General features: G+C 66.8%; 24 protein-coding genes. 14 read left to right on the top strand and 10 right to left on the bottom strand.

The genetic code is table 11. The annotated features are described in order from the left end of the window. Positions 1-52: 52 nt before the first annotated feature. Both HEB94_RS12785 and HEB94_RS12780 read right to left on the bottom strand, forming a co-directional pair. Positions 53-538 carry a pyridoxal 5'-phosphate synthase gene (locus HEB94_RS12785; RefSeq protein WP_202896314.1) on the bottom strand — a complete coding sequence of 162 codons (486 nt, stop codon included), beginning with the start codon at positions 536-538 and terminating at the stop codon, positions 53-55. A gap of 181 nt (positions 539-719) precedes the next feature. After that, positions 720-1,166 (bottom strand): gamma-glutamylcyclotransferase, encoded by a 447-nt coding sequence (locus tag HEB94_RS12780; protein ID WP_202896313.1) that lies wholly within the window; start codon positions 1,164-1,166, stop codon positions 720-722. Between the two features lie 101 nt (positions 1,167-1,267). On the opposite strand from HEB94_RS12780, the gene HEB94_RS12775 reads away from it, so the two are divergent. Together HEB94_RS12775 and HEB94_RS12770 are read left to right on the top strand one after the other, a co-directional pair. Beyond that, entirely contained in the window at positions 1,268-2,401 is a 1,134-nt protein-coding gene (locus HEB94_RS12775) for a DUF4185 domain-containing protein (protein ID WP_238361507.1), read from the top strand. A 73-nt stretch (positions 2,402-2,474) separates the two neighbouring features. After that, complete coding sequence (locus HEB94_RS12770; protein ID WP_202896312.1) at positions 2,475-3,035, top strand: TetR/AcrR family transcriptional regulator; 561 nt, start codon at positions 2,475-2,477, stop codon at positions 3,033-3,035. Between the two features lie 251 nt (positions 3,036-3,286). On the opposite strand, the gene HEB94_RS12765 is transcribed toward HEB94_RS12770, so the two are convergent. After that, positions 3,287-4,087 (bottom strand): SDR family NAD(P)-dependent oxidoreductase, encoded by an 801-nt coding sequence (locus tag HEB94_RS12765; protein WP_192750080.1) that lies wholly within the window; start codon positions 4,085-4,087, stop codon positions 3,287-3,289. 253 nt (positions 4,088-4,340) lie between these two features. Between HEB94_RS12765 and HEB94_RS12760 the strand changes: the two genes are divergently transcribed. Then, complete coding sequence (locus HEB94_RS12760; RefSeq protein ID WP_192750079.1) at positions 4,341-4,886, top strand: hypothetical protein; 546 nt, start codon at positions 4,341-4,343, stop codon at positions 4,884-4,886. 55 nt (positions 4,887-4,941) lie between these two features. Here the strand turns inward: HEB94_RS12760 and HEB94_RS12755 are convergent, their stop codons facing one another. Beyond that, on the bottom strand, positions 4,942-5,979 hold the full coding sequence (locus HEB94_RS12755; protein ID WP_192750078.1) for a GNAT family N-acetyltransferase: 1,038 nt from the start codon (positions 5,977-5,979) through the stop codon (positions 4,942-4,944). Between the two features lie 161 nt (positions 5,980-6,140). On the opposite strand from HEB94_RS12755, the gene HEB94_RS12750 reads away from it, so the two are divergent. The 11 genes from HEB94_RS12750 (at position 6,141) to HEB94_RS12700 (ending at position 15,844) form a co-directional block, all read left to right on the top strand. Further along, positions 6,141-6,734 (top strand): TetR/AcrR family transcriptional regulator, encoded by a 594-nt coding sequence (locus tag HEB94_RS12750; RefSeq protein WP_192750077.1) that lies wholly within the window; start codon positions 6,141-6,143, stop codon positions 6,732-6,734. A gap of 292 nt (positions 6,735-7,026) precedes the next feature. Further along, positions 7,027-7,779, top strand: coding sequence for an SDR family NAD(P)-dependent oxidoreductase (locus tag HEB94_RS12745; protein ID WP_192750076.1), 753 nt, complete (start codon positions 7,027-7,029; stop codon positions 7,777-7,779). A gap of 116 nt (positions 7,780-7,895) precedes the next feature. Beyond that, a complete protein-coding gene (locus tag HEB94_RS12740) occupies positions 7,896-8,258 on the top strand; it encodes a hypothetical protein (RefSeq protein WP_192750075.1) in 363 nt (120 codons plus the stop codon). 183 nt (positions 8,259-8,441) lie between these two features. Further along, positions 8,442-10,250, top strand: a complete 1,809-nt coding sequence (locus HEB94_RS12735; RefSeq protein WP_273375445.1) for a DUF429 domain-containing protein — start codon at positions 8,442-8,444, stop codon at positions 10,248-10,250. Positions 10,251-10,370: 120 nt separating this feature from the next. After that, complete coding sequence (locus HEB94_RS12730; protein ID WP_202896311.1) at positions 10,371-10,721, top strand: PadR family transcriptional regulator; 351 nt, start codon at positions 10,371-10,373, stop codon at positions 10,719-10,721. Between the two features lie 8 nt (positions 10,722-10,729). Continuing rightward, a complete protein-coding gene (locus HEB94_RS12725; RefSeq protein ID WP_192750074.1) occupies positions 10,730-11,173 on the top strand; it encodes a hypothetical protein in 444 nt (147 codons plus the stop codon). Positions 11,174-11,248: 75 nt separating this feature from the next. Further along, positions 11,249-12,148 carry an aminoglycoside phosphotransferase family protein gene (locus HEB94_RS12720; protein WP_192750073.1) on the top strand — a complete coding sequence of 300 codons (900 nt, stop codon included), beginning with the start codon at positions 11,249-11,251 and terminating at the stop codon, positions 12,146-12,148. 88 nt (positions 12,149-12,236) lie between these two features. Then, positions 12,237-13,088: a nitrilase-related carbon-nitrogen hydrolase gene (locus HEB94_RS12715; RefSeq protein WP_192750072.1), complete on the top strand. Its 852-nt coding sequence runs from the start codon at positions 12,237-12,239 to the stop codon at positions 13,086-13,088. Between the two features lie 28 nt (positions 13,089-13,116). Beyond that, positions 13,117-13,746 carry a GyrI-like domain-containing protein gene (locus tag HEB94_RS12710; RefSeq protein WP_337917638.1) on the top strand — a complete coding sequence of 210 codons (630 nt, stop codon included), beginning with the start codon at positions 13,117-13,119 and terminating at the stop codon, positions 13,744-13,746. A gap of 112 nt (positions 13,747-13,858) precedes the next feature. Beyond that, entirely contained in the window at positions 13,859-14,863 is a 1,005-nt protein-coding gene (locus HEB94_RS12705) for a phosphotransferase (RefSeq protein WP_192750070.1), read from the top strand. Positions 14,864-15,070: 207 nt separating this feature from the next. After that, complete coding sequence (locus HEB94_RS12700; RefSeq protein ID WP_192750069.1) at positions 15,071-15,844, top strand: dienelactone hydrolase family protein; 774 nt, start codon at positions 15,071-15,073, stop codon at positions 15,842-15,844. Between the two features lie 90 nt (positions 15,845-15,934). On the opposite strand, the gene HEB94_RS12695 is transcribed toward HEB94_RS12700, so the two are convergent. From HEB94_RS12695 to HEB94_RS12670, 6 genes are all read right to left on the bottom strand, one after another. Continuing rightward, on the bottom strand, positions 15,935-16,792 hold the full coding sequence (locus tag HEB94_RS12695; RefSeq protein ID WP_192750068.1) for a hypothetical protein: 858 nt from the start codon (positions 16,790-16,792) through the stop codon (positions 15,935-15,937). Further along, entirely contained in the window at positions 16,755-17,264 is a 510-nt protein-coding gene (locus tag HEB94_RS12690; protein ID WP_337917637.1) for an NUDIX hydrolase, read from the bottom strand. Before HEB94_RS12690 ends, HEB94_RS12695 begins: the two co-directional genes overlap by 38 nt. 68 nt (positions 17,265-17,332) lie before the next feature. Next, the gene (locus HEB94_RS12685) at positions 17,333-17,770 is read right to left on the bottom strand and encodes a phage tail protein (protein WP_192750067.1); all 438 of its coding nucleotides are present in this window, start codon (positions 17,768-17,770) and stop codon (positions 17,333-17,335) included. Positions 17,771-17,916: 146 nt separating this feature from the next. Beyond that, on the bottom strand, positions 17,917-18,831 hold the full coding sequence (locus HEB94_RS12680) for a carbohydrate ABC transporter permease (RefSeq protein WP_192750066.1): 915 nt from the start codon (positions 18,829-18,831) through the stop codon (positions 17,917-17,919). Position 18,832: 1 nt separating this feature from the next. Then, the gene (locus tag HEB94_RS12675) at positions 18,833-19,759 is read right to left on the bottom strand and encodes a carbohydrate ABC transporter permease (RefSeq protein WP_337917636.1); all 927 of its coding nucleotides are present in this window, start codon (positions 19,757-19,759) and stop codon (positions 18,833-18,835) included. Then, positions 19,756-21,111 carry an extracellular solute-binding protein gene (locus tag HEB94_RS12670; protein WP_192750065.1) on the bottom strand — a complete coding sequence of 452 codons (1,356 nt, stop codon included), beginning with the start codon at positions 21,109-21,111 and terminating at the stop codon, positions 19,756-19,758. The genes HEB94_RS12675 and HEB94_RS12670 overlap by 4 nt, the downstream gene beginning before the upstream one ends. Between the last annotated feature and the right edge of the window lie 92 nt (positions 21,112-21,203).

Raw genomic sequence — 21,203 nt, 5'->3', positions numbered from 1 at the left:
TCCTGGAGCCACCGACGCGCCACCGCTAGACACGAGAATCGGCGCTAACTCGTCACGGCCACAGCAGGGTGCGGGTCCAGGCCGAGTCGTGTCGTCGGTACTGCAGGCGTAGGTGGCGCCGATCCGGGTCTGCCTGCCAGAACTCCACCTCCTCAGGCCGCAGGGTGTAGAGGGTCCAGCCTGGCGCGACCGTGTCGGGGTCCTCGCCGATCCGGGCCGAGGCCTTGGCCAGGGCCTCGTCCATGTCTGTCTGGGCGCCGAGCGGATGACTCTGCCTGCCCATCAGCTCGGCAGCCCGAGCAGACTCGGACCTGGCGAGGAAATCGCGTGCGCTCTCATCCGGCTCCGACGCCACGACAGTGCCACTGATCCGTACCTGACGTGCCATCGGTACCCAGTAGAACGTCAACGCCGCGGCCGGTCGCTCGGCCAGTTCGAGACCTTTGCGGCTGGTGGAGTTGCTCGCGAACTGCCACCCGGCCTCCTCGACGTTCTTCAGGATCAGCACCCGGGCCGAGGGCTTTCCTTCCGCGTCCACGGTCGACAGGTCATCGCGGCGGGTTCCGGAACGCCCTGGTCGATCGCGGCCAGAAGCCAGTCGACAAACAGTGCGGCCGGATCCGGCGGCGCGGTCGCAGGATCGAACGCGGGCGCGGTTCCGGTCAGAGTCGGCACGCTCCGAAGAAGCGCGCGCAGATCCGTGGTCTGAGCAGGTCCCCTCATGCGACTCCCTCACTGCCGTCGCCGGGCGACACCTCGACGGCCAGATAGGTCCATGCGTCGATGCCGGACTCGAGCCGAACAGCGACCCGGGTGTAGTCACTGACCTCGTAGTCGTCAGCCGCCGCCAGATCAGCTTCGGTGATCTCGAACAACGTCCCCGCCACCGCATCACCAGCATGGCCGGTCCGGGACATGACCGGATGCCGGTCACTGCCGCTGACGGCGACGACAGCCGGGTCGGTGATGGTCAGCCAGTCGAGCCGATACCCGCGCAGGGAATCCGGCCGACCAATCAGAAGACGGCCGAACTGAGCACGCTGCACATCGGACTGTTGCAGGGTTCCGTACGAGAACAGATGCGGCACGCGTGACAGGCTACTTGCGTCCCCCTGTTCCCCCGGGATGCAGGCATCCCTTGACCTGTGGCCAAGGCGGGGCAGCACTCATCGGTCCACGCTCGTACGCCTCGTGTCGACCATGCGTATCCGGTACGCTCCGATCCGAGCGGGAAATCGCTTTCTGGCGCGAGAAAGTGAGCACACACATGTCTGATCCGATGCCGTCGCCTGGTCGCCCGTCCTCGAGCATTTCGCGGCGCCTTCTGCTCGGGGGCACCGCCGGTGCGATCGGTACCGGATTGGCCGCGGGTGTCGCGACACCCGCCGCCGCCGCCGACCGGCTGGAGTATCCACCGGTTTACGCGGACGGGCTCAAGATCACCAAGGTCAAGAACCTCACCGGCCCCGACATCACCGGGAAGTTCGGACTCGACTGGGTCGACCTCGGCTGCGTGGCCCGTTGCCCCGACGGCCGGTCGCTGTACGTCTTCGGTGACAGCTTCGGCGGCGCGAACTGGGGCGACAACTGGCGTTCCCCGACGGCGCTGTGGTCCAACACCCGCCTACTCAGGACCGGGGTGACGTTCTCCGGCGCCGTCGGTGGTGTCCCGGCCGCGCAACTCATCCCGTACGAGCACGGCGACGAGATCTCCACGATCATCCCCTCGGATGTGATCACCCTCGGCGACACGATGCACCTCCACGCCGTGGTCAACCAGGGCTTCGGCAACGTGATCTGGAGCGGCATCTGGACCTCGACCGACAACGGCGCCACCTGGCAGGACTCGGGCGCCCGGTTCCCCGGCGACGCGTACAACAAGATGTGGAACCTGTGCACCTGGGAACTCGGCGATGACGGCTGGGTGTACGTCTACACCGCCGAGTTCCTGCGCGAGAGCCCGATGATCCTGCATCGCGTACGTCCGCAGGACCTCACCAACCCCGACGCGTGGGAGCCCTGGGGACGGGACGGCGACACCTGGCGATGGGGCGCCGGACCGGACACCGTGATCGACGACATCATCGGCGAGATGTCTCTGCGTCAGCTCGGCAAGCGGTGGGTCTTCACCTGGTTCGACCGGGACAACTACCGGATCGACGCGATGGTGCTCGACCATCCCACCCAGGACCTGCGCCAGACCGAGCGGGTCACACTCCTCCACGGGACGAGTTGGGACGCGCAGGACACCAACCACGTCGCACAGCTGTACGGCAGCTACGTCATTCCCGGGTCGACGCTGGACGACCTGCACCTCACGGTCAGCCAGTGGAACACCGGCGACAACAGCGTCTACCGCGTGATGCAGTACCAGTTCCGGGGCCTCGGGCGCCGGTTGTAGCCGCGTCGCCCCTCGTCCCCCTCGGGCAGGTCCGGGCGGGTCAACCGAGCCGATCATGTTTACACTCGTATACATGACTGAACCACGCCGCCGAGACGCAGCCGCCACCCGAGAGGCGATTCTGCGCGCGGGCGTCGAGGCGTTCACCCGCGCGGGATACGACGGCGTCGGCGTCCGCGAGATCGCGCAGCGCGCCGGCGTCACCGCCATGCTGGTGAACCGCTACTTCGGCTCGAAGGAAGGGCTCTTCGCCGAGGTGGTGGAGGTGTCGCTGACCGAGCGCACCGTGCTGAGCGGTGACCCGGCCACACTGGCCCACGACGCCGCGGCCACCCTGGTCCGCCGTACCGCGGCGGATGCGGACACCCTGGACCCGTTCCTCCTCCTCCTGCGTTCAGCCCACGTCCCCCGCGCCGCGGAGATCCTCCGTGCGGGCATCGAGAAGCACGTCGAACAGCACCTGCTCAACATTGCCCCCGCCACCCGCGAGAGCGGCCGGGCAGCGATCGCCCTCGCGTTGATCAACGGGTTCTGGATGATGCGCAAGGTGGTCGGCAGTACAGCGCTGAACGAGGCCGACGAGGCGGAGTTGACCCGGATACTCGAGCGACTCTTCCAGGTGCTCCTGGACTAGGTCGCCCTGCGGATCATGGTCGGTCGGGCGAGACCTGCGTAGCGGGGTCGGTGTCGGCGAAGCGCGGGTAGTCGACATGCCCTTCCCCGCCCTGGCTGTAGTAGGTGTCTGGATCCGGACGGGTGAGAGTCCAACCGTTGCGGTAGCGCTCAACGAGGTCGGGGTTGGCGATGCTGTTATGTACGGAGGCGACATCGACGTCCTCCCCTACTCGCTTGGGCTCCGCGCGCCACAGCAGGACGCGGCCGTGGTCAGGCGACGTTGCGGATCGTCCCGCCGTCCACCCTCAGGTTGGCGCCGCTGACGTAGTCGGCCAGCGGGCTGCTGAGGTACGCGACGGCCGCGGCGATCTCTTCCGGCCTGCCGAACCGGCCGGTGTCGTTGGGGATGGTGTCCCGCACGGCGCCGCGTTCGATCTCCTCCCAGGTCTCGCCCCACCCTCGGGCTGGCGCGATTCCGGTCAGGAGTTCCTTGACGTGGTCCACCAGGATGGCCCCGGGCGCGACGACGTTGGAGGTCACACCCGTGTCCTTCAGTTCGCGCGCCAGCGAGACGGCGAGGTTGTGACGCGCGGCCAAAGTGGCGTTGTACTGCGGGTGCGAGGCCATCGGCTGGGTCGCCAACCCGCCCCCGATGGTGATCACCCTGCCCCATCCGCGGCGCCGCATCTGCGGCACCAGGCGCTGGATCATCCGCACGCCGGAGATCACGTTGCCCTCATACGTCGCTCGCCACGTCTCCGGGGTGGCCTCGGCCCATGACAGCTGCGCGTACGCACCAGCGTTGTTGACCAGAATGTCGATCGGCGCGTCTGCCAGTGCCGCGCCCACCACGAGTTCAGCGCCCTCGTCGGTGCTGAGATCCCCGATCGCGACGGCGGCCCGTCCGCCGGCGCCACGGATTTCCGCGGCGACCTTCTCCGTCCTTGCCACGTCGCGGCCGTGCACCACCACCCCGACGCCTTCGGCCGCGAGACGCTCGGCGATGGCCTTGCCGAGCCCTGAGCTCGACCCCGTCACGAGAGCGCGCTTGCCTGCCAGTTGAAGATCCATGATTTCGCCTCGAAGTTCTCGAATCCCGGCAGCGAACCCGCCGGATGTCTACGAGTGTAGACATCGGCTTTCGAGGATGTCAACACTCGTAGACTTAGCGGCCGAGTCGAGGGTTGGACACCCTTTTCACAGCGGCGAAAGCTGGCGATTTTGCCCGTTGGTGGTGTTTGGCAAGCCTGCGCCCATCAGGCACGGAGGGCGATGATGGTCGCCGATAGCGGACCTGTCGCCTGGCCACGAAGAGGGCAGCAACATGAGTGAAGACTGGGAGGCGCGCGCCAACCGCGCCGAGGCCCTGCTGCGAGAGGTCATGGAGTTCTGCGAGGACGTGTTCGCGAATCCCGCCGCGCACGTCCCGCCGTGGGGGCGACAGGCCTCGACGGTCGAAGGTCGCCACGCGACGCGGGAACAACACCTGGCCGCCCGGATCTCCTCCATCATCGAGAACGCGGGAAAGGGACCAGCGTTTGTCGCCATGAAGGTCGATCCTCCAGATGTTGCCCACGAGGACGACCATCCCGTTTACCGAGTCAATCTCTGGCGCCAGCAAGCAGCCCTACCCGAGATCCCACAGGATCAGATGAAGTGGGAGTTGGACTCCTACGACGTCACCGTCGTGGACGTGCCTGAGGTGCTCGACTGGGCAAACTGGCGAGTGCAACTCGTCCCTGGACCACAGAAGCCCCCCGGCCCCACAAGGTGGCCTGGCCCCACAAGAGTCTGGATCGGTATCGTCATCGGCCAAGGCGATGACAGGACCCTGATCCGGCTGGCCGGCACAGAGCCGACGAGGCAATAGGCAGTACGGACGAGCCCGCCGTTCACCGGGTGCGTGCCGCAGTTTCCGTTGACGCTCAGCTTGGGTGCAACTCGTTGGCCTCAGCCGGGTTCACACAACCGTGCGCTGCCACTCCTGACTGACCGTCGTGGACCTGAAAGCCGAGTTCTTGGTTGATGGCGATCATGGCGGAGTTGTGCTCGGCGGTCGCTGTGCCGATACGGTTCACCATCGGCTCTGCAGCCTGGACGGCGCGAAGGTTTGCGACCTTGACGGCGAGACCGAGACGATTGCCGCGGTGCTCACGCACGACAAGGGTTTGGCCCTGAGAGGCCAGACTCAGTTCGTCGGTGCGTACGAAGACGCGGGTGTAGGCAACGAGATTGCTCGTCGCGTCGAGTGCGGCGGTCGTGTAGACCCTGAGGCCGCTCCGAAAGAACTGTTCTTCCTCTTCACGTAGGCGTGCGACGTCCCAACGTTTTCGGTCGACATCGACTGCGCCGGTCTGGGCGTCATTGAGGTGGAGGCCCCGTAGCCGCGCGTAGCGCTCGGCATACGCGCCTGGGCAAGGCCCAACCCAGCTGGCGATGTGGTACGACCCGGCTCGAGCGTTCGCCTTCGTCGCAAGCTCGTTCAACATCGCGTCGCCCACCGGGAGTCGCAGGGTCCGACCGACCATGGTGTTGGCGAGCGTGAACGTGCTTCGCTCCAGGAACTTCGCGTCCGCAAGGACGCGATCTGGCGGACCGATCACCGTTGTGAGCATCCTCGTCTGGGCCTCCTCTGTAGCTCGTCGCCTGATGTGGTCGAGAAGTTCGGAGCCGATGCCCCGTCTTCTCAGGTCAGGGAGCACCCAGATCGCAAACTCGACGGGATGTGCGTGGTCCTTCAGGCTCAGGAGGATCTCACCGGCCCCGACCGGGCATTCATCCTGCATGGCGAGGAGTAGTTCTCGCCTCTGCGCGCTGCTATCGGTTTCGAAGAGGTCCCGCTGGCGATCCAAGCCCAGGAGTGGCGGGTCAACCTCGTCGTGACGGCGCACGGCGACCGAGATTTCATGCCAGCGACCGAAGGCCACGTCGCGGGGCGAGGTGAGCGTCACAATCCTCAGCATGACCTCACCATGCCAACCGCGAGGTTGAGACATCAATCGGGTTGACGCCCGTGGCCGCGACGGCGAACAGCACGTCGACCCGTCAGCGGCCTGGCCTGCCGGCCGACCAGCCGGGACAGAGCGTTATATTGAATGAACACTTCGCAAATCGGAGGTGCGCGATGGCGAGGGGGCGTCCCCGCGAGTTCGACCTCGACCAGGTCCTCCAGGCGGCACTGAACGTCTTCTGGGGCAAGGGCTATGAGGGCACGACCATGGCCGACCTCAGTGAAGCGACCGGCCTCAACCCCGGCAGTATCTACGCCGCCTTCGGTTCCAAGGCCGGACTGTTCAAGCAGGTCGTCGACCGATACGTCGCCACCGCCTTCTCCTACGGCTCACACAGCGTCGAAGCGGACAGCGTCCGGGAGGTCATCCGTCGCTGGCTCACCGGAGCCTCGGAGAGCGCCACGGGAGAGACGACCCCTGCCGGCTGCCTTCTGGTGCAGGGCGCGCTCGTCACCGGAGACGCGGCCCGGGAGGTCGGTCAGGACCTGACCGATCGCCGCAAGGCCGCCCGGGTCATGCTCACCGAGCGCTTTGCCCAGGCGCAGGAGAGCGGTGACCTTTCCGCGGATGTCGAACCCCGCATTGCCGCACGGTACGTGGTCGCCCTCGCGGAAGGTATCGCCGTGGAGGCCGCGTCGGGCGCCAGCCGCGAAGCGCTGCTGAACCTCGTCGATCTCGCCGTTCGACGCCTGCCCTGGGAGGCATGAGCCACCCGAGGAGCGATCCCACGCCCTCGGCGCGCCGACGTCCCCACACCCCCGCGTCCGGAGGTGGCGACACCGAAGGCGACCACCACGCCGTGCCTGGCTCCCCGCGTCAGCCGGTGACCGAGTGCGCCCTGGACGGCGCATGCGCGGCGCTTCGAAATCGCCCTCTCGCCCGAAATGTCCACCTGGTTGACAGGTCTCGGTCGGAGCGCTTCAATGTTGAGTGTACATTCAATAAGAACGCACATTCAATTATTGGCCCGGATGGTGCGGCCACAAGACTGGAGGACTCATGACCGAGCGAGCACTGGCCGGCAAGGCCGCACTGGTCACGGGCGGATCCCGCGGCATCGGCGCGGCCACGGCGATCCGGCTCGCCCGCGAGGGCGCTGACGTCGCCATCAGCTACCGGTCCGCCGCCCAGCAGGCGGAGGACGTAGTGAAGGCGATCGAGAAGTTCGGAGTACGAGGCGCGGCCTTCGCGGCGGATCAGTCCGACCCGGAACAGGCCGCGCACCTGGTCGACCTGGTGATGGACTCGTTCGGCCGGCTCGACATCCTCATCAACAACGCCGCCGTGTTCGTGACCGGCCCGGTCGACGCCAAGGACACCGACCTGGACGCGTTCGACCGCCAGCTCGCCACCAACGTGTGGGGCGTCGCCGCCACCACGCGTGCCGCGGTGCGGGTGATGAGCGATGGCGGGCGGATCGTGTCGATGAGCTCGACGGCCGCCGACCGGACGCCGTTCCCCGGACTCGGCGACTACTCGGCGACGAAGGCCGCGGTGGCCGCATACACCCGCGGCTGGGCCCGCGACCTCGGACCTCGCGGCATCACCGTCAACGCCGTGCAGGTCAGCTCCGTCAGCACCGACATGAACCCCGACACCGGACCGTTCGCCGACACCCAACGGTCGATGAACGCGCTGGGCCGGTACGGACGTCCCGAGGAGATCGCGGGGACGATCTCCTTCCTCGTCGGCCCCGACGCGACCTTCCTGACGGGCGCGACCCTGAACGTCGACGGAGGCTTCATGGCATAGGGCACCCCCGCAGCATCGGCGCAGGCCAACTGCACCCGCTTGGGCCAAAGATCAGCGGCGACCCAGGCATGGTCATACAGTCGTGATCTGCTGCGAACGACGGAGGGATGGCGACGGTGCGGAACTCTGGGCGGTTGGTCTGGAAGGCGCTCGCTGTGGCGGCGCTGGCGTGCGTTCTGGTCGTCCTCGGGCTCCTGGTCGACTCCAGCCGAGTCGGCACCGCGGGCGAGTTGGCCGATGTCCGCCTGGGACTCCCGTTCGAGTGGGTGCACCAGGACCACTCGTCGATGGATCCACCGGCCGGCGCCGCGCTCGATCTACGGTTCAGTCTCCCGCAGGAGAATCCAACGCACGTGTCGGTGGGAGTGTTCGCGGTGAACCTCGCCCTGGCCTCGGCGGCCGTAGTCGTTGTGTGGTCAGGCCTGCGTCGCCTTGTTGGCCGGCGCGGCAGGGAGGTCGCCGTCCGCGTGGCCGCCTGATCAGCGTCGCCCAGTTGGCGGCGTTCACGCTGGAGGGCGGAGCGACGTGTCGGGTGATCTGGTCATCTTGCGTGGGCGCGGCTGGCCCCATGCCGCCGCTGGCAGGCTCGGGATGAACGCCCTGGGGCCGCGGTGGTCGTAGCCGGGATCTGGGGTGCATCGGACGCCTGAAGCAGGCAGGCTATGCGCATGTACTACGTCGGCGTCGATCTCGCGTGGGGTCACGAGAAGCAGAGCGGTCTGGCGGTCCTGAATGCCGACGGACGGCTGGTGCACGTGTCCGCACAGGTCCACGACGACGCGATCGTGGCCTCGCTGACGCCCTACGTCGACGGCGACTGCCTCGTCGCGATCGACGCCCCCCTCGTGGTGAAGAACGCCACGGGCAACCGACCCTGCGAGACCGCGCTCAACCGCGACTTCGCGCGCTTCGACGCCGGCGCGCATCCCTCCAACACCGGCAAGCGCGAGCTCTCGAGTCCCCCGCGAGGGGCGCGCTTGGCCACCACGCTCGGCCTCGACATGGATCCGGCGTCCCGTTCGCGTCGGCGCGCCATCGAGGTCTACCCCCATCCCGCGACGGTGGCTCTGTTCCGCCTCGGGCGGACGTTGAAGTACAAGAACAAGTCTGGCCGTCCCCTGTCGCTGCTGAGGTCGGAGCTCCTGGAACTCACCCGACTGCTGGAAGGGCTCAGGGACTCGCCTCTCCCTCTGCTCCTCGACGAGCACGAAGCGTGGAAGGCCCTTGTGGCCCAGATCGAATCCGCGGAACGCAAGAGCGACCTGCGCCGAACCGAGGACCAGGTCGACGCGGTCGTGTGTGCCTACGTCGCGATGTTCGCCGAACGGCGGCCAGCCATGACCACCACCTACGGCGACTTCACCTCCGGCTACATCGTCACGCCGACTCTCCCGGAGGGGCACCGACCGTCACCACGAGCACCACGGCTCCTCGAACAGCCTCCTGAGCCGACCACCGATCAGAACGATCACGTCCGTCAGGCGGTGCAAACCTACGCCTCGATGCAGCCCGAGCTACGCGACGCGACCGACCGGTTCGTCGCCCTGGTCACCACGCTCCTCGACGACGCAGGGATCAACTACCTGAGCGTGACCGGGCGGGCGAAGAGCGTGGCGTCATTCGCCGCCAAGGCCGAGCGGCGCGCCGCCGGCACACCGGCGTACTCGGATCCGCTCGTGGAGATCACGGACCAGATCGGCGTACGCGTCATCACCTACCTCCGCAGCGACGTCACAGCAGTGGCGGACCTCCTGCGCGACCAGCTCGTGCTTCTCGACGACCGGGACATGGGGATGGAGACGGCACGGGAAGGGCGCTTCGGCTACGCCAGCAGGCATCTGCTCGTCGCCCTTGATCCCGCGCGGAGCACGCCTCCTGCGTACGAGACCCTCCTGCAGCGGCGCGCCCAGGTCCAGGTGCGGACAGTGCTTCAGCACGCCTGGGCGGAGTTCGAGCACGCCATCCGCTACAAGGGGACGATCCCGCAGGAGCATGTGCCAGACCTTGACCGGAGATTCGCCCTGGCCGCCGGACTCCTGGAGCTCGCTGATCACGAGTTCTCGGTGATCCAGGACCGCCTCCAGGCCTCGGCCGTGGACCAGAGTCCCGAACCCGACGTCGCCGACCCACGCATCAGTCCGCAGAACCTCGCGACCTTCCTCGCCGGCCAGTACGCCGATGCCGGATGGTCCCGAACCGATCACTACGCATGGGTTTCCGGCCTGCTGCTCGAGCTGGGTATCACGTCGCTGGAGGAGCTCGCCGAGCTTCTCACCTCTGTCGACAGTTCCGCGATCAACGCCCGAATGGGCTACCAATATCCTCCCGGCGCTGTCCGCAGGCTCGACGACGCGCTCCTGGCCATCTTCGGGACCCGTTACCTGGAACTCCACGGAAACGCACACCGCAAGGCGCTGTTGCGCACCCGCCTCGAGAGGCAACGCACACCAAAGCAGAGCGCTGATCGGTAGCAGCCTTTCCATGATCGGCCGCTAACTGACCCGGCCTAGGATGGGCCGCGGCACCGTACCCGCGGGCCTTGGGGTCGTCGCGCTTGACCAATAGGAAGATATCTTCCTATTACCGGGCCCATGCCGCGACGCAAGCCTGGAACCCTGCTCCGCCTCGAGGAAGAGGTCCTCGTGACGGCGCTGGTGATGTCGCGGTCGGGCCAAACCACCTTCCACGGATTCGGCCTCGCCCAGACCATGCGGGAGCAGCGCGGGTCACGTTCCTTGACGGCCCACGGAACGCTGTACAAGGCCCTGAGCCGGCTGGAGGAGTTCGGTCTGCTCAGTTCTCGGTGGGAGGACGCGGCCGCGGCTGAGGGACGACCCCGCCGACGACTGTACGAACTCACCGGGAAGGGGGCCCAGGTGGCGGAGCGAGCCCATGCCGACAACACCGGTCAGGCTGGCAGACGTGTCCCCCGCGTCTCCTAGGAGCCCGCATGACACCGGAGCGCGTCGCCAAGCTGGTTGCCTGGTGGGCGCGGTCCTACACGCAGGGCCTGCCCACTCCCATCGCCGAACGTCGGATCAGCGAGATCGACGCGGACCTCCACGACCACATCGCCCACGCACGGGCCCATGGGACCAGCGACCGGCGGATCGCCCTCGCCATCCTGTGGCGGATGGTTCGCGGCCTGACTGCTGACGCCCCTTGGCGGCGGCGGGTCCGACCGGTGGAAGGAAGCCCGATGAAGCCCTTTCTCGCCGTCTTCACCATCGCGATCGGTCTGGCCGCCATCGTGCTCGGGGGGATCGATGACGCGCCAGGCGGCCAGGTCCTGGGCCTCCTGCTCATCATCGGAGTCGGATCGGCGTGGCTGTTCCGGTGGCGCGCCGCGCGCAAGCGACCCCCTGCGGACGAATCGCCGCGGGACCAGCAGTGAACCGCTCTTGGACGGAACGGCCTGCAACCGTCGCTGCTATGCCGGAGGCGCAGGGTAGACGACTATCCTGCCGCGATGATCGAGATCCCGGAGGATTTCGCGAGGCAACTCATCCATCGTGAGGGCGATCCCGGCCGAACCTGGTTGGCGTCCCTGCCAGGCTTGGTGGAGGAACTGCTGCAGCGCTGGCACTGCAGGCAGCCCGAGCCGATCACACGTGGCCATCTCGGGATCATCCTGCCCGTGCGGCGTCACGACGGCACCCCCGCGGTCCTGAAGATCTCCTTCACCCATCCAGCCAACGTGTACGAACCTCACGCCTATGCCGTCTGGGGTGGGCGTGGTGCTGTGCTGATGTACGAACGGGACGACGCGAGGTTCGCCATGCTGCTGGAGCAGGGCGAATGGCAGACGCTGGAGGACCTCGGCGACGTCGACCAGGCGACCGCCGTGACAGGACAGCTCGCCCGACGACTCGCAGTCCCCGCCCCGCCTGGGATTCCCCGGTTGGCCGATCGGGCCGAGGGGTGGGAGCAGTCGCTTCGTGAGAGTGCCGACCTGCTGGGCCATCCCCTGTCGCAGCGTGCGCTGGGCGCGGCGCTCGCCACCATTCAGGACCTCGCCCGCAAGCAACCTGACACCATGCTCCACGGCGATCTGCACTTCGGAAACGTCGTACGCGCCCAACGCGAGCCATGGTTGGTGATCGACCCCTCCGGACTGGCCGGAGACCTCGCCTCCGACGCACTCCAGGTGCTCCTCCGCGGTGCCGACAGCCTGCTCCAAGCCGACGACCCGGAGGTCGAACTGCGGCGGCGGTTGGCCATTTTTGCCGACGCCGCCGAGATAGACCGTGAACGGGCCGTCCGTTGGGCGCAGGCTCAGGCGGCGATGGGGGCCCATCACAGCCGTAAGGCAGCCAAGCAAACCTGGATCGTCACGGGGTATGAGCAGGTGGCCGAACTTCTGGCTTGACACCGCCTGCGGGTGGATTGCAGAAGTAGCGTCGAAGACGCTGTGCCGGTTGGTGCCTGACTGCGAGTGTGCGCGATGATCGGGTGCTGTGGCGGTGTTGAGGATCGCGGTGGCGCAGGGTGTCGGAACGAACTCTCCGGATGCGGAATCGATTCGGGAGCAAGGGCGTCGGGTTCGGGAGCTGATGGGGTTGGCCGCCGAGGGCGGTGCTCGGCTCCTGTTGTTCACGGAGGGGGCGCTGTCGGGGTATCCCGGCAAGCGGCTCATGTCGAGCGATCCGGATCGGCTGGCCGAGTCGGACTGGTCACGAGTGGACTGGCAGGTACTCGCCGCTGAGCGGCAGCAGACGATCGAGCGAGCCGGACAGCTTGGACTGTGGACCGTGGTCGGTTCGGTGCACCGCGAGTCCGACTCTGGACGGCCGTTCAACAGCTTGTATGTGATCAGTGACGTCGGAGTCGTGGAAGCCAGGTACGACAAGCGGTATCTCTCCAACACCGAGTCATCGTTCATGTACGCGGCCGGTGACCACACGACGATCTTCTCGGTCGATGGGATGCGCTTCGGATGCGCCCTTTGCATCGAAGCACGTTTGCCGGAAGTGTTCGTCGAGTACGAGTCGCTGGGCGCGGACTGCGTACTGCTGGCCAGCTACAGTGACGGACCAGCAGCAGAGTCACTGGATGATCGCCGGCCGTTGGCCCACGCGCTGTTGACCGACATGTGGATCGCGTTCGCCGTACCCGGTACTGCCCCGGAATCCGTGACCTCAGGCGTCGCCGCCCCAGATCGATGGCTGGCACGTGGCCGAGCCGATGGAACCCCTCAGGTCGTGTTCGCCGACCTCGACCCAGACGATCGGGCGGTGCATGCGGGCTACGACCGCGGAAGACCTTGGCGGGCACGTCACCGCGAGGCGGGATCAACTCGAAAGGCTTGAGCCGCATGCACCAGGGAGGAGCCTCGGCGTGACCGCCAAGTACGACGTCAAGCGCGAGCTCAGGAAGTGCTACGCACCCAAGAACACCGACTGGGAGCTCGTCGACGTCCCCGAGCTCCGCTTCCTTGCCATCGACGGGCACGGCGACCCGAACACCAGCGCCGCGTACCGCCACACGGTCGAGGCGCTCTACGCGGTCGCCTACACCGTCAAGTTCGCGAGCGAAGGCGACCTCGGCAAGGACTTCGTGGTGGGCCCACTCGAGGGACTGTGGTGGGCGGACGACCTGGACGACTTCCTGGCCAGGCTCAAGGACAACTGGCAATGGAGACTGCTCATCAACGTCCCCGACTGGATCACTGGGGACATGATCGAAGACGCCAAGCACACCGCTCTCACCAAGAAGAGCCTTCCCGCCATTCCAGACGTTCGGTCCACGACCCTGCACGAGGGCACCAGCGCCCAGGTCCTCCACATAGGCTCCTACGACGACGAGACACCGACCCTGACCAGGCTGCACCAGGAGTACCTCCCCGCCAACAACCTGCGGGAGACGGGGCTGCACCACGAGATCTACCTCAGCGACCCACGCAGGACCGGCCCCGCCAAGCTCAGGACGATTCTGCGGCAACCCGTAGAAGCGCATGCGGTTGAATGACGCCGGCGTGACCCGGAGGGCCTTCACTGTTCCTCGGCAGGCTCGTGCGAACGTGCGAACGTGCGAACGTCACAAGGTGGATCACGCGTTGACCATCGCGAGGTCATGAGAGGTGCTCGTGCAGCTGCTCCAACCTGGTGAAGACACGCTGGCCTGTCTCGTCGAGGTGTTTGGGCTCGAGGGAGTTCCACGCCGGCTCACCCGGATCTCGCGCGGGGGTCAGGGGCAGGTGTGGCGGCTTGATCTCGACGGACCTCCACGTTCGGTTGCGGTGAAGGAACTGTTCGCCGGCGGTGACGAGCAGCGAATCGCCGCCGAAGTCGAGTTCCGGGACCTGGCGGTGGCGGCGGGAATCCGTGCACCGCAGAACCTGCGGACAGTCGACGGACGGTACCTGGCCGAGGTGGGCGGCGCTGTCGTTCGAGTGTCGTCCTGGGTCAACGGTCGTGAACCTCGTCCCGAGGATCCGGGGGTTTCTGAGTGGTTGGGTCGAACCCTCGCCACGCTCCACACACTCGAGCACCCGGTCGATCCCGACCACGCGCTCAGTGATCCACCCATCCCTGATCTGGCCCTGTGGCTGGACCTCGCGGTGCAGGGCGAAGCGGCCGGACGACCGTGGGCGGCCGACCTCGCTCGCGCCGCGCCAGAGCTGGCCAGGCTCGGAGCCAAGACCCATCCGGTGGACAGGGGTCGGCTGGTGTTCAGCCACCACGACGTCCAGCCGTCCAACGTGCTCTTCGACCCAACGACCATGCAGTTCGTCCTGCTGGACTGGGATGGCGCTGGACCGATCGACCCCGGTCGGGAGCTCGCGAGCCGGCTCTACACCTGGCACGTCCGGGACGACCGCTTCGACACCGAGGGCGCACGCCAGACCCTCCGCGCGTACCGTGCGGCCGGCGGCCACGCAATGATCGGTGAGGCGGAGGCCTACGGCGGCCTTCCGGATGCCCTCGGCTACATCGCTACACAGGTCCGGGACAGCCTCAACCACAGCCTCCCGGTAGCAATGAGGGAACACTCAACCCGCGAGACCTGCCTCCTGCTGGCGGATACCGGCTCGGCTGCACACGACATTTTCGAGCAGATCATTGCGCTGGGTCGAACCCTGTAGATCTGGCACGTCGAGGCGATCGGGGGCTGTGCGACGCCGCCGGGTTTGGGTTGATAACGTGCGGACGCCGTGACATCACGCGAGGAGGTGAGACCCATGAACGCTGCACGCACGTGGGCGCTCCCCTGCTTCGTTACGGTCTGGCGGTTGACGTAGGTGTCACCGGGAGCGCCTCACCAACAAGGCACTCCCGAAAGGCAACAACCTATGCATTCTGTGCACTTCACTGCGGAGACATCGTCGAACGGTGTCGTCGAACGCGACTTCATCGTGGGCGAGGTCCCAGGTGTGCTCTGGTCGCCCGTATCCGGCTCCGATCACGCGCCCCTGGTGCTGATGGGTCATGGTGGCGGCCTGCACAAGAAGACACCAGCACTCATGGCCCGCGCACATGACGCCGTGAGCACCTGGGGTTTCACCGTGGTCGCCATCGATGCGCCCGGACACGGCGACCGCCCGCTCACGGCGGAGGACGAGCAAGCACGTGCCGACCTGCGACAGGCCATGGTGGCGGGCGATACCGAGCGCGTCAAAGCGGTCAGCGTCCGCTACGGCACCTCACTGGCCGAGCGTGCCGTACCGGAATGGCAGGCGACTCTGGACGCCCTGCAGCAACTTCCCGAGATCGGCACCGAAGCACCGATCGGCTACGGCGGTGGCATCACGTTGGGCACCGCGATCGGGATGCCGCTGACGGCGGTCGAACCCAGGATCACCGCCGCCATCTTCGGTGGCGGGTTTGTCGTGCGCCAGGAACTGATCGAGGCGGCGAGACGGATCACCGTCCCGATCCAGTTCCTGCTCCCCTGGGACGACGAGCACGTCGACCGTCAATCCTCGCTCGCACTGTTCGACGCCTTCGCCTCGAAGGAGAAGACGCTGCACGCCAACCCGGGCGATCATCGCAACGTGCGCTGGTTCGGGCTCGACGACGAGTTCCTGGCCCGGCATCTCGGCCGGGTCGGCGTGTCACCTTCCTGACCTGACCTGCCCGGTATCGGCGTCCGGCTTCGCACCGGACGCCGATACCGGGGCCGCAGTGACGCAGCGCGCGGGAAGACCCGTGAGCGCTCACGGGTTGGCGGCTACGGTTTGGCCGAGCCGAGCAGTTCCCAGCACCTCCGGCCACATGGCAGGCCGATCGTTGGCACGAAGTCGGAACCGGATCAGTTCGGCGCACGTGACATCAATGCGCCCGACGGCTTGTGTGCGCCGCGCTGCCACCCAGTCGACCAATGCATCAGGCTGCTCGATCCTCGTGGTGAAGTGCAGCAGGTTGATGTACCAGATGTCGCGGCGAGAGAAGTGGTCACGTTCCAGCCAGGCGTCGTTGCCGAGCACCTCCGCGAACAGGTCGAGAAATTGCTCCGGCCGGTCGTCGAGCGGTTGAGCGCAAGCCATCACCGTGCCTGGAGTCAACGTGAGGCCGGTGACCTCGAATCCGACCGGACCGACCTTGGCTGCCGTAGTCTCCAGGGCGGCCTGGTAGCGGTGGACGGCTTGATCGGATGCCGGGACGTGCTTGCGGTACCACTCCAGAGCTCGGATGGTGAGATGGGCCGAGCCAGCCTGGCCGGTCTGCCAATGGCCAGCGCCGGCGAGCCGAGCGGCCTCGGCAGTCAGCTCATCAAGCCGTTGCCCGACCACGCTGCGTGGGCGCGGCCGAAACACAGCGCTCACAGGCCAGCGACCACCCTCGACCGGCGGGGTGTCACGTCGATGCCCGCCAGCCAGGATCAGCGGTGTCGCTGTAGCGAGTAGCTGGTCGAACTTGCTGGCGTCGATGCGCATCGCCTCCTGTGCTCGCTTGGTACGACGTCCTCGAATCTCGGCTTCAACGGCACCTGCCAACGCGGGCGGAATCTCCGCCGTTGAAGAGACATCGTGCGCACTACTCGTCATGCCATGGCCGATCGAGCGGATACCCATTCTCCAAGTAGGCGGCTCTGCCAGCAGACCGTGCGTCAAGTGAAGCGCTGATCCGGCGCGCAAGCCGCGGCGACACGAGCCCCTTTGCCTCCTCCGGAGTGCAGAACGCCCAGCCGCGCAGCTCGTCCGCGGGCAGAGTGATCGCCGAGATCTCATCGGGCTGGACCACGCCACCGTCGAACACAAACCTCATGCCCTCAAGCATTCCGTCCTGTGGCGACTGCCAATCGACAGTGAGCAGATCGAGCCACGCGCGGTGCAGGCCAAGCTCTTCCTTCAACTCCCGACAGACAGCCGTGTGCGGCGACTCGTCGGCCTCGACCACCCCACCAGGAAGGTCCCACACCTGCTTGTACGTAGGCTGGACGAGAAGGATTCGGCCAGCTGCGTCGAAAAGAAGCGCCCCTGCTGCCATCTGCTTGCGAGGGAGTGACGCTCCGAAGTCCGCTTGGCTCGACTCTGTAGTGGTCACAGCGACACCGTAGCGAGACACGATTGGCCCGGGCCTGCATAGGCCGGGCCGGCGCTCGATTGTTGTCGCTAGACCGCCAGGCGTTGGAGACGCTCGCAGACAAGCGTGACCGTCTCGAACAGCGCCTCGGTCGGGCCGCCCTTCAGCGTCACTATCTCCAGCTTGGACGGCCACGCCTTGAAGAGCTGGTAGCGGGCCACCGGCTTGCCGTCGACGGCGTACATGACCAGCGTGCAGTCCTTGCGGGCGGCCGCCATGTTTCCCGACACCACCGCCTCGTGCCAGTTCCACAACTCCATGCTGGGCGTCTGGCCACGCTTGAGGACCACGGTCGGCGGCTTGGGCTTGCCCAGCAGCTTCCTGGGGCCGACCACCTGGTCGGTGGAGTCGAAGTCGAACGGCTCCACCTCGGTCGTGATGCCGACCAGCTCTGAGAACGAACCGACGGAGTAGCCATCGACGATGATCGAGAACTGGGCGGCGGTCAGTGCGTTGATGGGCGGCATCGGGCTACCTCCTGGGCGGGACGTCCGATCATGCCCTGAGACTAAATCGCCAAGATCGCCGATGGTGGGGAACGTCGAAGTATCCCCGGCGCGCGGGCGTCACGCGAGCCTCGCGCGCGGGCCTCGCGCGCCGGCTCCGGACGCGATCACCTGCTGAAGCCGGCGGTGAGGCCGCTGAGGAGTTGGCGGCGGCCGATGGCGTAGAGAAGAACGATGGGCAGGGTGGTGAGGACGACCGACGCGAGGACAGCCGGGACGTTGATGCTGTACTGCCCCTGGAAGGTCCACAACGCCAGCGGCAGCGTACGCATGTCCGGGCTCTGCGTCAGGATCAGCGGGAGCAGGAACCCGTTCCAGACGCTGAGGCCGTTGTAGATGCTGACGGTCACCAACGCGGGCCTGGTCAACGGCAGCGCGAGGCGGCGCAGCATGCCCCACTCGGTGGCGCCGTCGACGCGCATCGACTCGAAGAGTTCCTTGGGCACGTCCCGGATGAAGTTCGCCAGCACCAGCACCGACAGCGGGATCGCGAACGCGATCGACGGCAGGATGATCGCCAGCAGGCTGTCGTACAGGTGCATCCGGATGATCAGCAGGTAGACCGGGATGATGGTCGCCTGCAGTGGGATCGCCAACCCCATCAGGAAGAGGCCGTTGACGCCGGCCAGGAACCTGCTGCCGGCGCCGCGGACGATCGCGTACGCCGCCATGAACGCGATCGCGACGGCCGGCACGATCGTGCCGACGGTGACGATCACGCTGTTGAGGAAGTACCGCGGGAAATCGGACTCGATCACGAGCCGGTAGTTCTCGATCGTCGGCGCGGACGGCAGCGCGAACGGGTTCTGGGTGAAGTACGCCGTCTGGTCCTTGAAGCTGGTGACGACGATCCAGTACAGCGGCACCATCACGATCACCAGCCACAGCCAGCTCGCCGAACCGCCGAACCAGTTCAGCCGGAGCAGCTTGCGGGCGTGGAGTTCGCCGCTGTGCGCGTGCGCCGCCGCCTTGGCCGAAGCCGTACCTGCACCCGTACTCGTGCCGCTGGTCGTCACCGCCATGTCACGCACCTTCCTGCTGGCTGGCCGTCGTACTGCCGCCGAGCCGGCGCAGCAACAGGGCCAGAGCCAGACCGAGCAACACGAGGAGTACGGCGATCACGCTGGCGGGGCCCATCAGGTTGGCCTGGAAGCCGCGCTTGTACATGTCCAGCGCGAGCACACTGGTGGCATCGCCGGGACCGCCCGCGGTGAGGACGAAGATCAGGTCGAAGAAGGTCAGCGAGCCCACCACCATCAGGGTGGACGACATGATGATCGTGTACTTCAGCTGCGGAACGGTGATGCTGAAGAACTGCCGCACCCGGCCAGCACCATCGATCGAGGCCGCCTCGTACATCGAGGTGGGGATCTGCCGTACGCCGCCTTGGTAGATCAGCGAGTGGAACGGGATGAACTGCCAGGAGACCACGAAGATGACGACGCCGAGGGCGAGGTTGCCCTGGCCCAGCCAGTCCTGGGTCAGGAAACCGATGTGCAGGCCGGCGCCGAGACCGAAGTTCGGGTCGAGCAGCGCCTTGTAGGTGATGGCGATGGCGGCCGAGCTCAGCAGCAGCGGGACGAAGAAGATCACCGCGAGCACTCCGCGGTAGCGCTGGCGTCCCGCCAGGAATGTCCCGAGCAGCAGGCTGAGCGGTGTCTGCACCGCCCAGGAGAAGATCATGATCTCGAACGTCACCCAGATGCTGTGGGGAAGGTCGGGATCGGTGAGCACCGAGCGCCAGCTGGACAGGCCGGCGGCGTGGATGGCGCCGAGGCCGTCCCACCGGGTGAAGCTCAACAGCACGACGCCGACCAGCGGGACGACACCGAAGACGAGGAAGATCACCAGCGCCGGAATCACCATCCAGGCGACGGGTCCGCGCCGCCCCGCACCGGAAGGGGCGGGACGGGCGGCTGTCGGTGAGACGGGCGGTGCGGTCGCGGTCACTTCCCGATCTCCGCGTTCATGTTGTCCGCGAACTGCCGCGGTGAGATCGACAGCTGGAACAGCTTCGCGATGTTGTCGAGCAGGATCTCGGCCTGGGTCGGGCTGAGCGCCTGGTCCCAGGACTGGGCGAACACCTTCGCGTTGGCCGAGGTGTCGTAGACGAACCTGAGCCAGTGGGCGTCGTTCTTGTCGCTCACCGACGTCAACTTGTCCTTGGCGCTCGTGACCACCGGGATGTTGCCGGACTTCACCCAGGCTTCGACGGACGCGTCGTCCAGCGTCGACGTCGACAGGAACTTCTTCGCGGTGTCCTTCTCCGCCTGGCTCGCCTTGGAGGAGATCGAGAGGTACTGGCCCGGGTTGCCGACGGTGTTACTCGGGTCGCCCTTCCCGCCCTCGACCGGTGGGAAGTTCATGTAGCCCAGGTGGCCGCCGGTAACGAAGTCGCCGCCGGCGTCCTTCATGCTGCCGTACGTCCAGGAACCGTGCAGCATCATCGCGGCCTTGCCGGTGTAGAGCAGCGCCTGGTCGGCGTTGGAGTCGGCGGTGATGGAGGAGAAGCCCTTGATGAAGCCGTTTGCCTTGATCAGCTTCTGCATCTCGCCGAGCGCCTTGAGGGCCGACGGGTGGGACCACCCGTTCGCCTTGCCCTCGAAGATGGCCTGGAAGACCTCGGTGCCGCCGATCCGGTCGAAGAGGAACTCCAGCCACATCATGTTGGTCCAGCGCGACTGGCCGCCGAGCGAGAACGGCGCGATGCCGTGTCGGTTGAACTTCGGCACCAGGTCCATGATGTCGCCCCACGACTTCGGGGGCCGCACGCCAACCTTCTCGAAGACGCGCTTGTTCCAGAACAGCACGATCGGAGTTGTGGTCTCGACCGGCATCGCGTAGATCTTGCCGTTCACGGTGGCCGCGCCGAAGGAGGACGGGAAGATGGAGTTCTTCAGCTTGGCGTTCTGGCCGAACCAGCCGGTCAGGTCCTCGACTTGGCCGGCATCGACGTAGGACCTGAGGCCGCCGCCTCCCCAGCCCCAGATCAGCGTCGGGCCCTGGCCGGCGCCGATGGCCGTCTTGATTTTCTGCTTGAACGCGTCGTTCTGGAACTCGGTCGAGGTGATCTGGGTGTCCGGGTTCGCGGCGTTGAACCGCTTGACCTGGGCCTCGAGGATGGCCTGCTGGGGCTGGCCGGTGAGGAACCAGTACGTAGCGTCGCCAGCACCGGTGCCGCCGCCGGTGGTGGTGCCGAACGTCTTCGGGCCAGAGGTGCCGCAGGCTGCCAGACCGGCGGCGAGAGCGCCTCCGGCGGTCAGGCGAAGAAAGGTACGCCGAGATGTCGTCCAGGACTCCACAGTGCTCTCCGTGCTCGATGCCGCAGGACCACTCCACGGCGTGTGGTTTCCAGGTGCGGGGGTCGTCGGCACGGGAACGCCCGTGCCGGCTG

The sequence above is a fragment of the Actinopolymorpha pittospori genome (genome assembly GCF_014873875.1).
GTDB lineage: Bacteria > Actinomycetota > Actinomycetes > Propionibacteriales > Actinopolymorphaceae > Actinopolymorpha > Actinopolymorpha pittospori.
Note: the sequence above shows the minus strand (reverse complement) of the source record. Positions and strands in the feature narration are given on the sequence as shown.

Excerpts from the sequence above, each read along its gene's own strand:
- HEB94_RS12685 (WP_192750067.1), bottom strand. The coding sequence starts at position 17,770 with ATGCCGCCCATCAACGCACTGACCGCCGCCCAGTTCTCGATCATCGTC.
- HEB94_RS12680 (WP_192750066.1), bottom strand. The coding sequence starts at position 18,831 with ATGGCGGTGACGACCAGCGGCACGAGTACGGGTGCAGGTACGGCTTCG.
- HEB94_RS12755 (WP_192750078.1), bottom strand. The coding sequence starts at position 5,979 with ATGCTGAGGATTGTGACGCTCACCTCGCCCCGCGACGTGGCCTTCGGT.
- HEB94_RS12725 (WP_192750074.1), top strand. The coding sequence starts at position 10,730 with ATGACACCGGAGCGCGTCGCCAAGCTGGTTGCCTGGTGGGCGCGGTCC.
- HEB94_RS12720 (WP_192750073.1), top strand. The coding sequence starts at position 11,249 with ATGATCGAGATCCCGGAGGATTTCGCGAGGCAACTCATCCATCGTGAG.
- HEB94_RS12765 (WP_192750080.1), bottom strand. The coding sequence starts at position 4,087 with ATGGATCTTCAACTGGCAGGCAAGCGCGCTCTCGTGACGGGGTCGAGC.
- HEB94_RS12775 (WP_238361507.1), top strand. The coding sequence starts at position 1,268 with ATGTCTGATCCGATGCCGTCGCCTGGTCGCCCGTCCTCGAGCATTTCG.
- HEB94_RS12695 (WP_192750068.1), bottom strand. The coding sequence starts at position 16,792 with ATGGGTATCCGCTCGATCGGCCATGGCATGACGAGTAGTGCGCACGAT.
- HEB94_RS12730 (WP_202896311.1), top strand. The coding sequence starts at position 10,371 with ATGCCGCGACGCAAGCCTGGAACCCTGCTCCGCCTCGAGGAAGAGGTC.
- HEB94_RS12745 (WP_192750076.1), top strand. The coding sequence starts at position 7,027 with ATGACCGAGCGAGCACTGGCCGGCAAGGCCGCACTGGTCACGGGCGGA.
- HEB94_RS12750 (WP_192750077.1), top strand. The coding sequence starts at position 6,141 with ATGGCGAGGGGGCGTCCCCGCGAGTTCGACCTCGACCAGGTCCTCCAG.
- HEB94_RS12760 (WP_192750079.1), top strand. The coding sequence starts at position 4,341 with ATGAGTGAAGACTGGGAGGCGCGCGCCAACCGCGCCGAGGCCCTGCTG.
- HEB94_RS12700 (WP_192750069.1), top strand. The coding sequence starts at position 15,071 with ATGCATTCTGTGCACTTCACTGCGGAGACATCGTCGAACGGTGTCGTC.
- HEB94_RS12735 (WP_273375445.1), top strand. The coding sequence starts at position 8,442 with ATGCGCATGTACTACGTCGGCGTCGATCTCGCGTGGGGTCACGAGAAG.
- HEB94_RS12770 (WP_202896312.1), top strand. The coding sequence starts at position 2,475 with ATGACTGAACCACGCCGCCGAGACGCAGCCGCCACCCGAGAGGCGATT.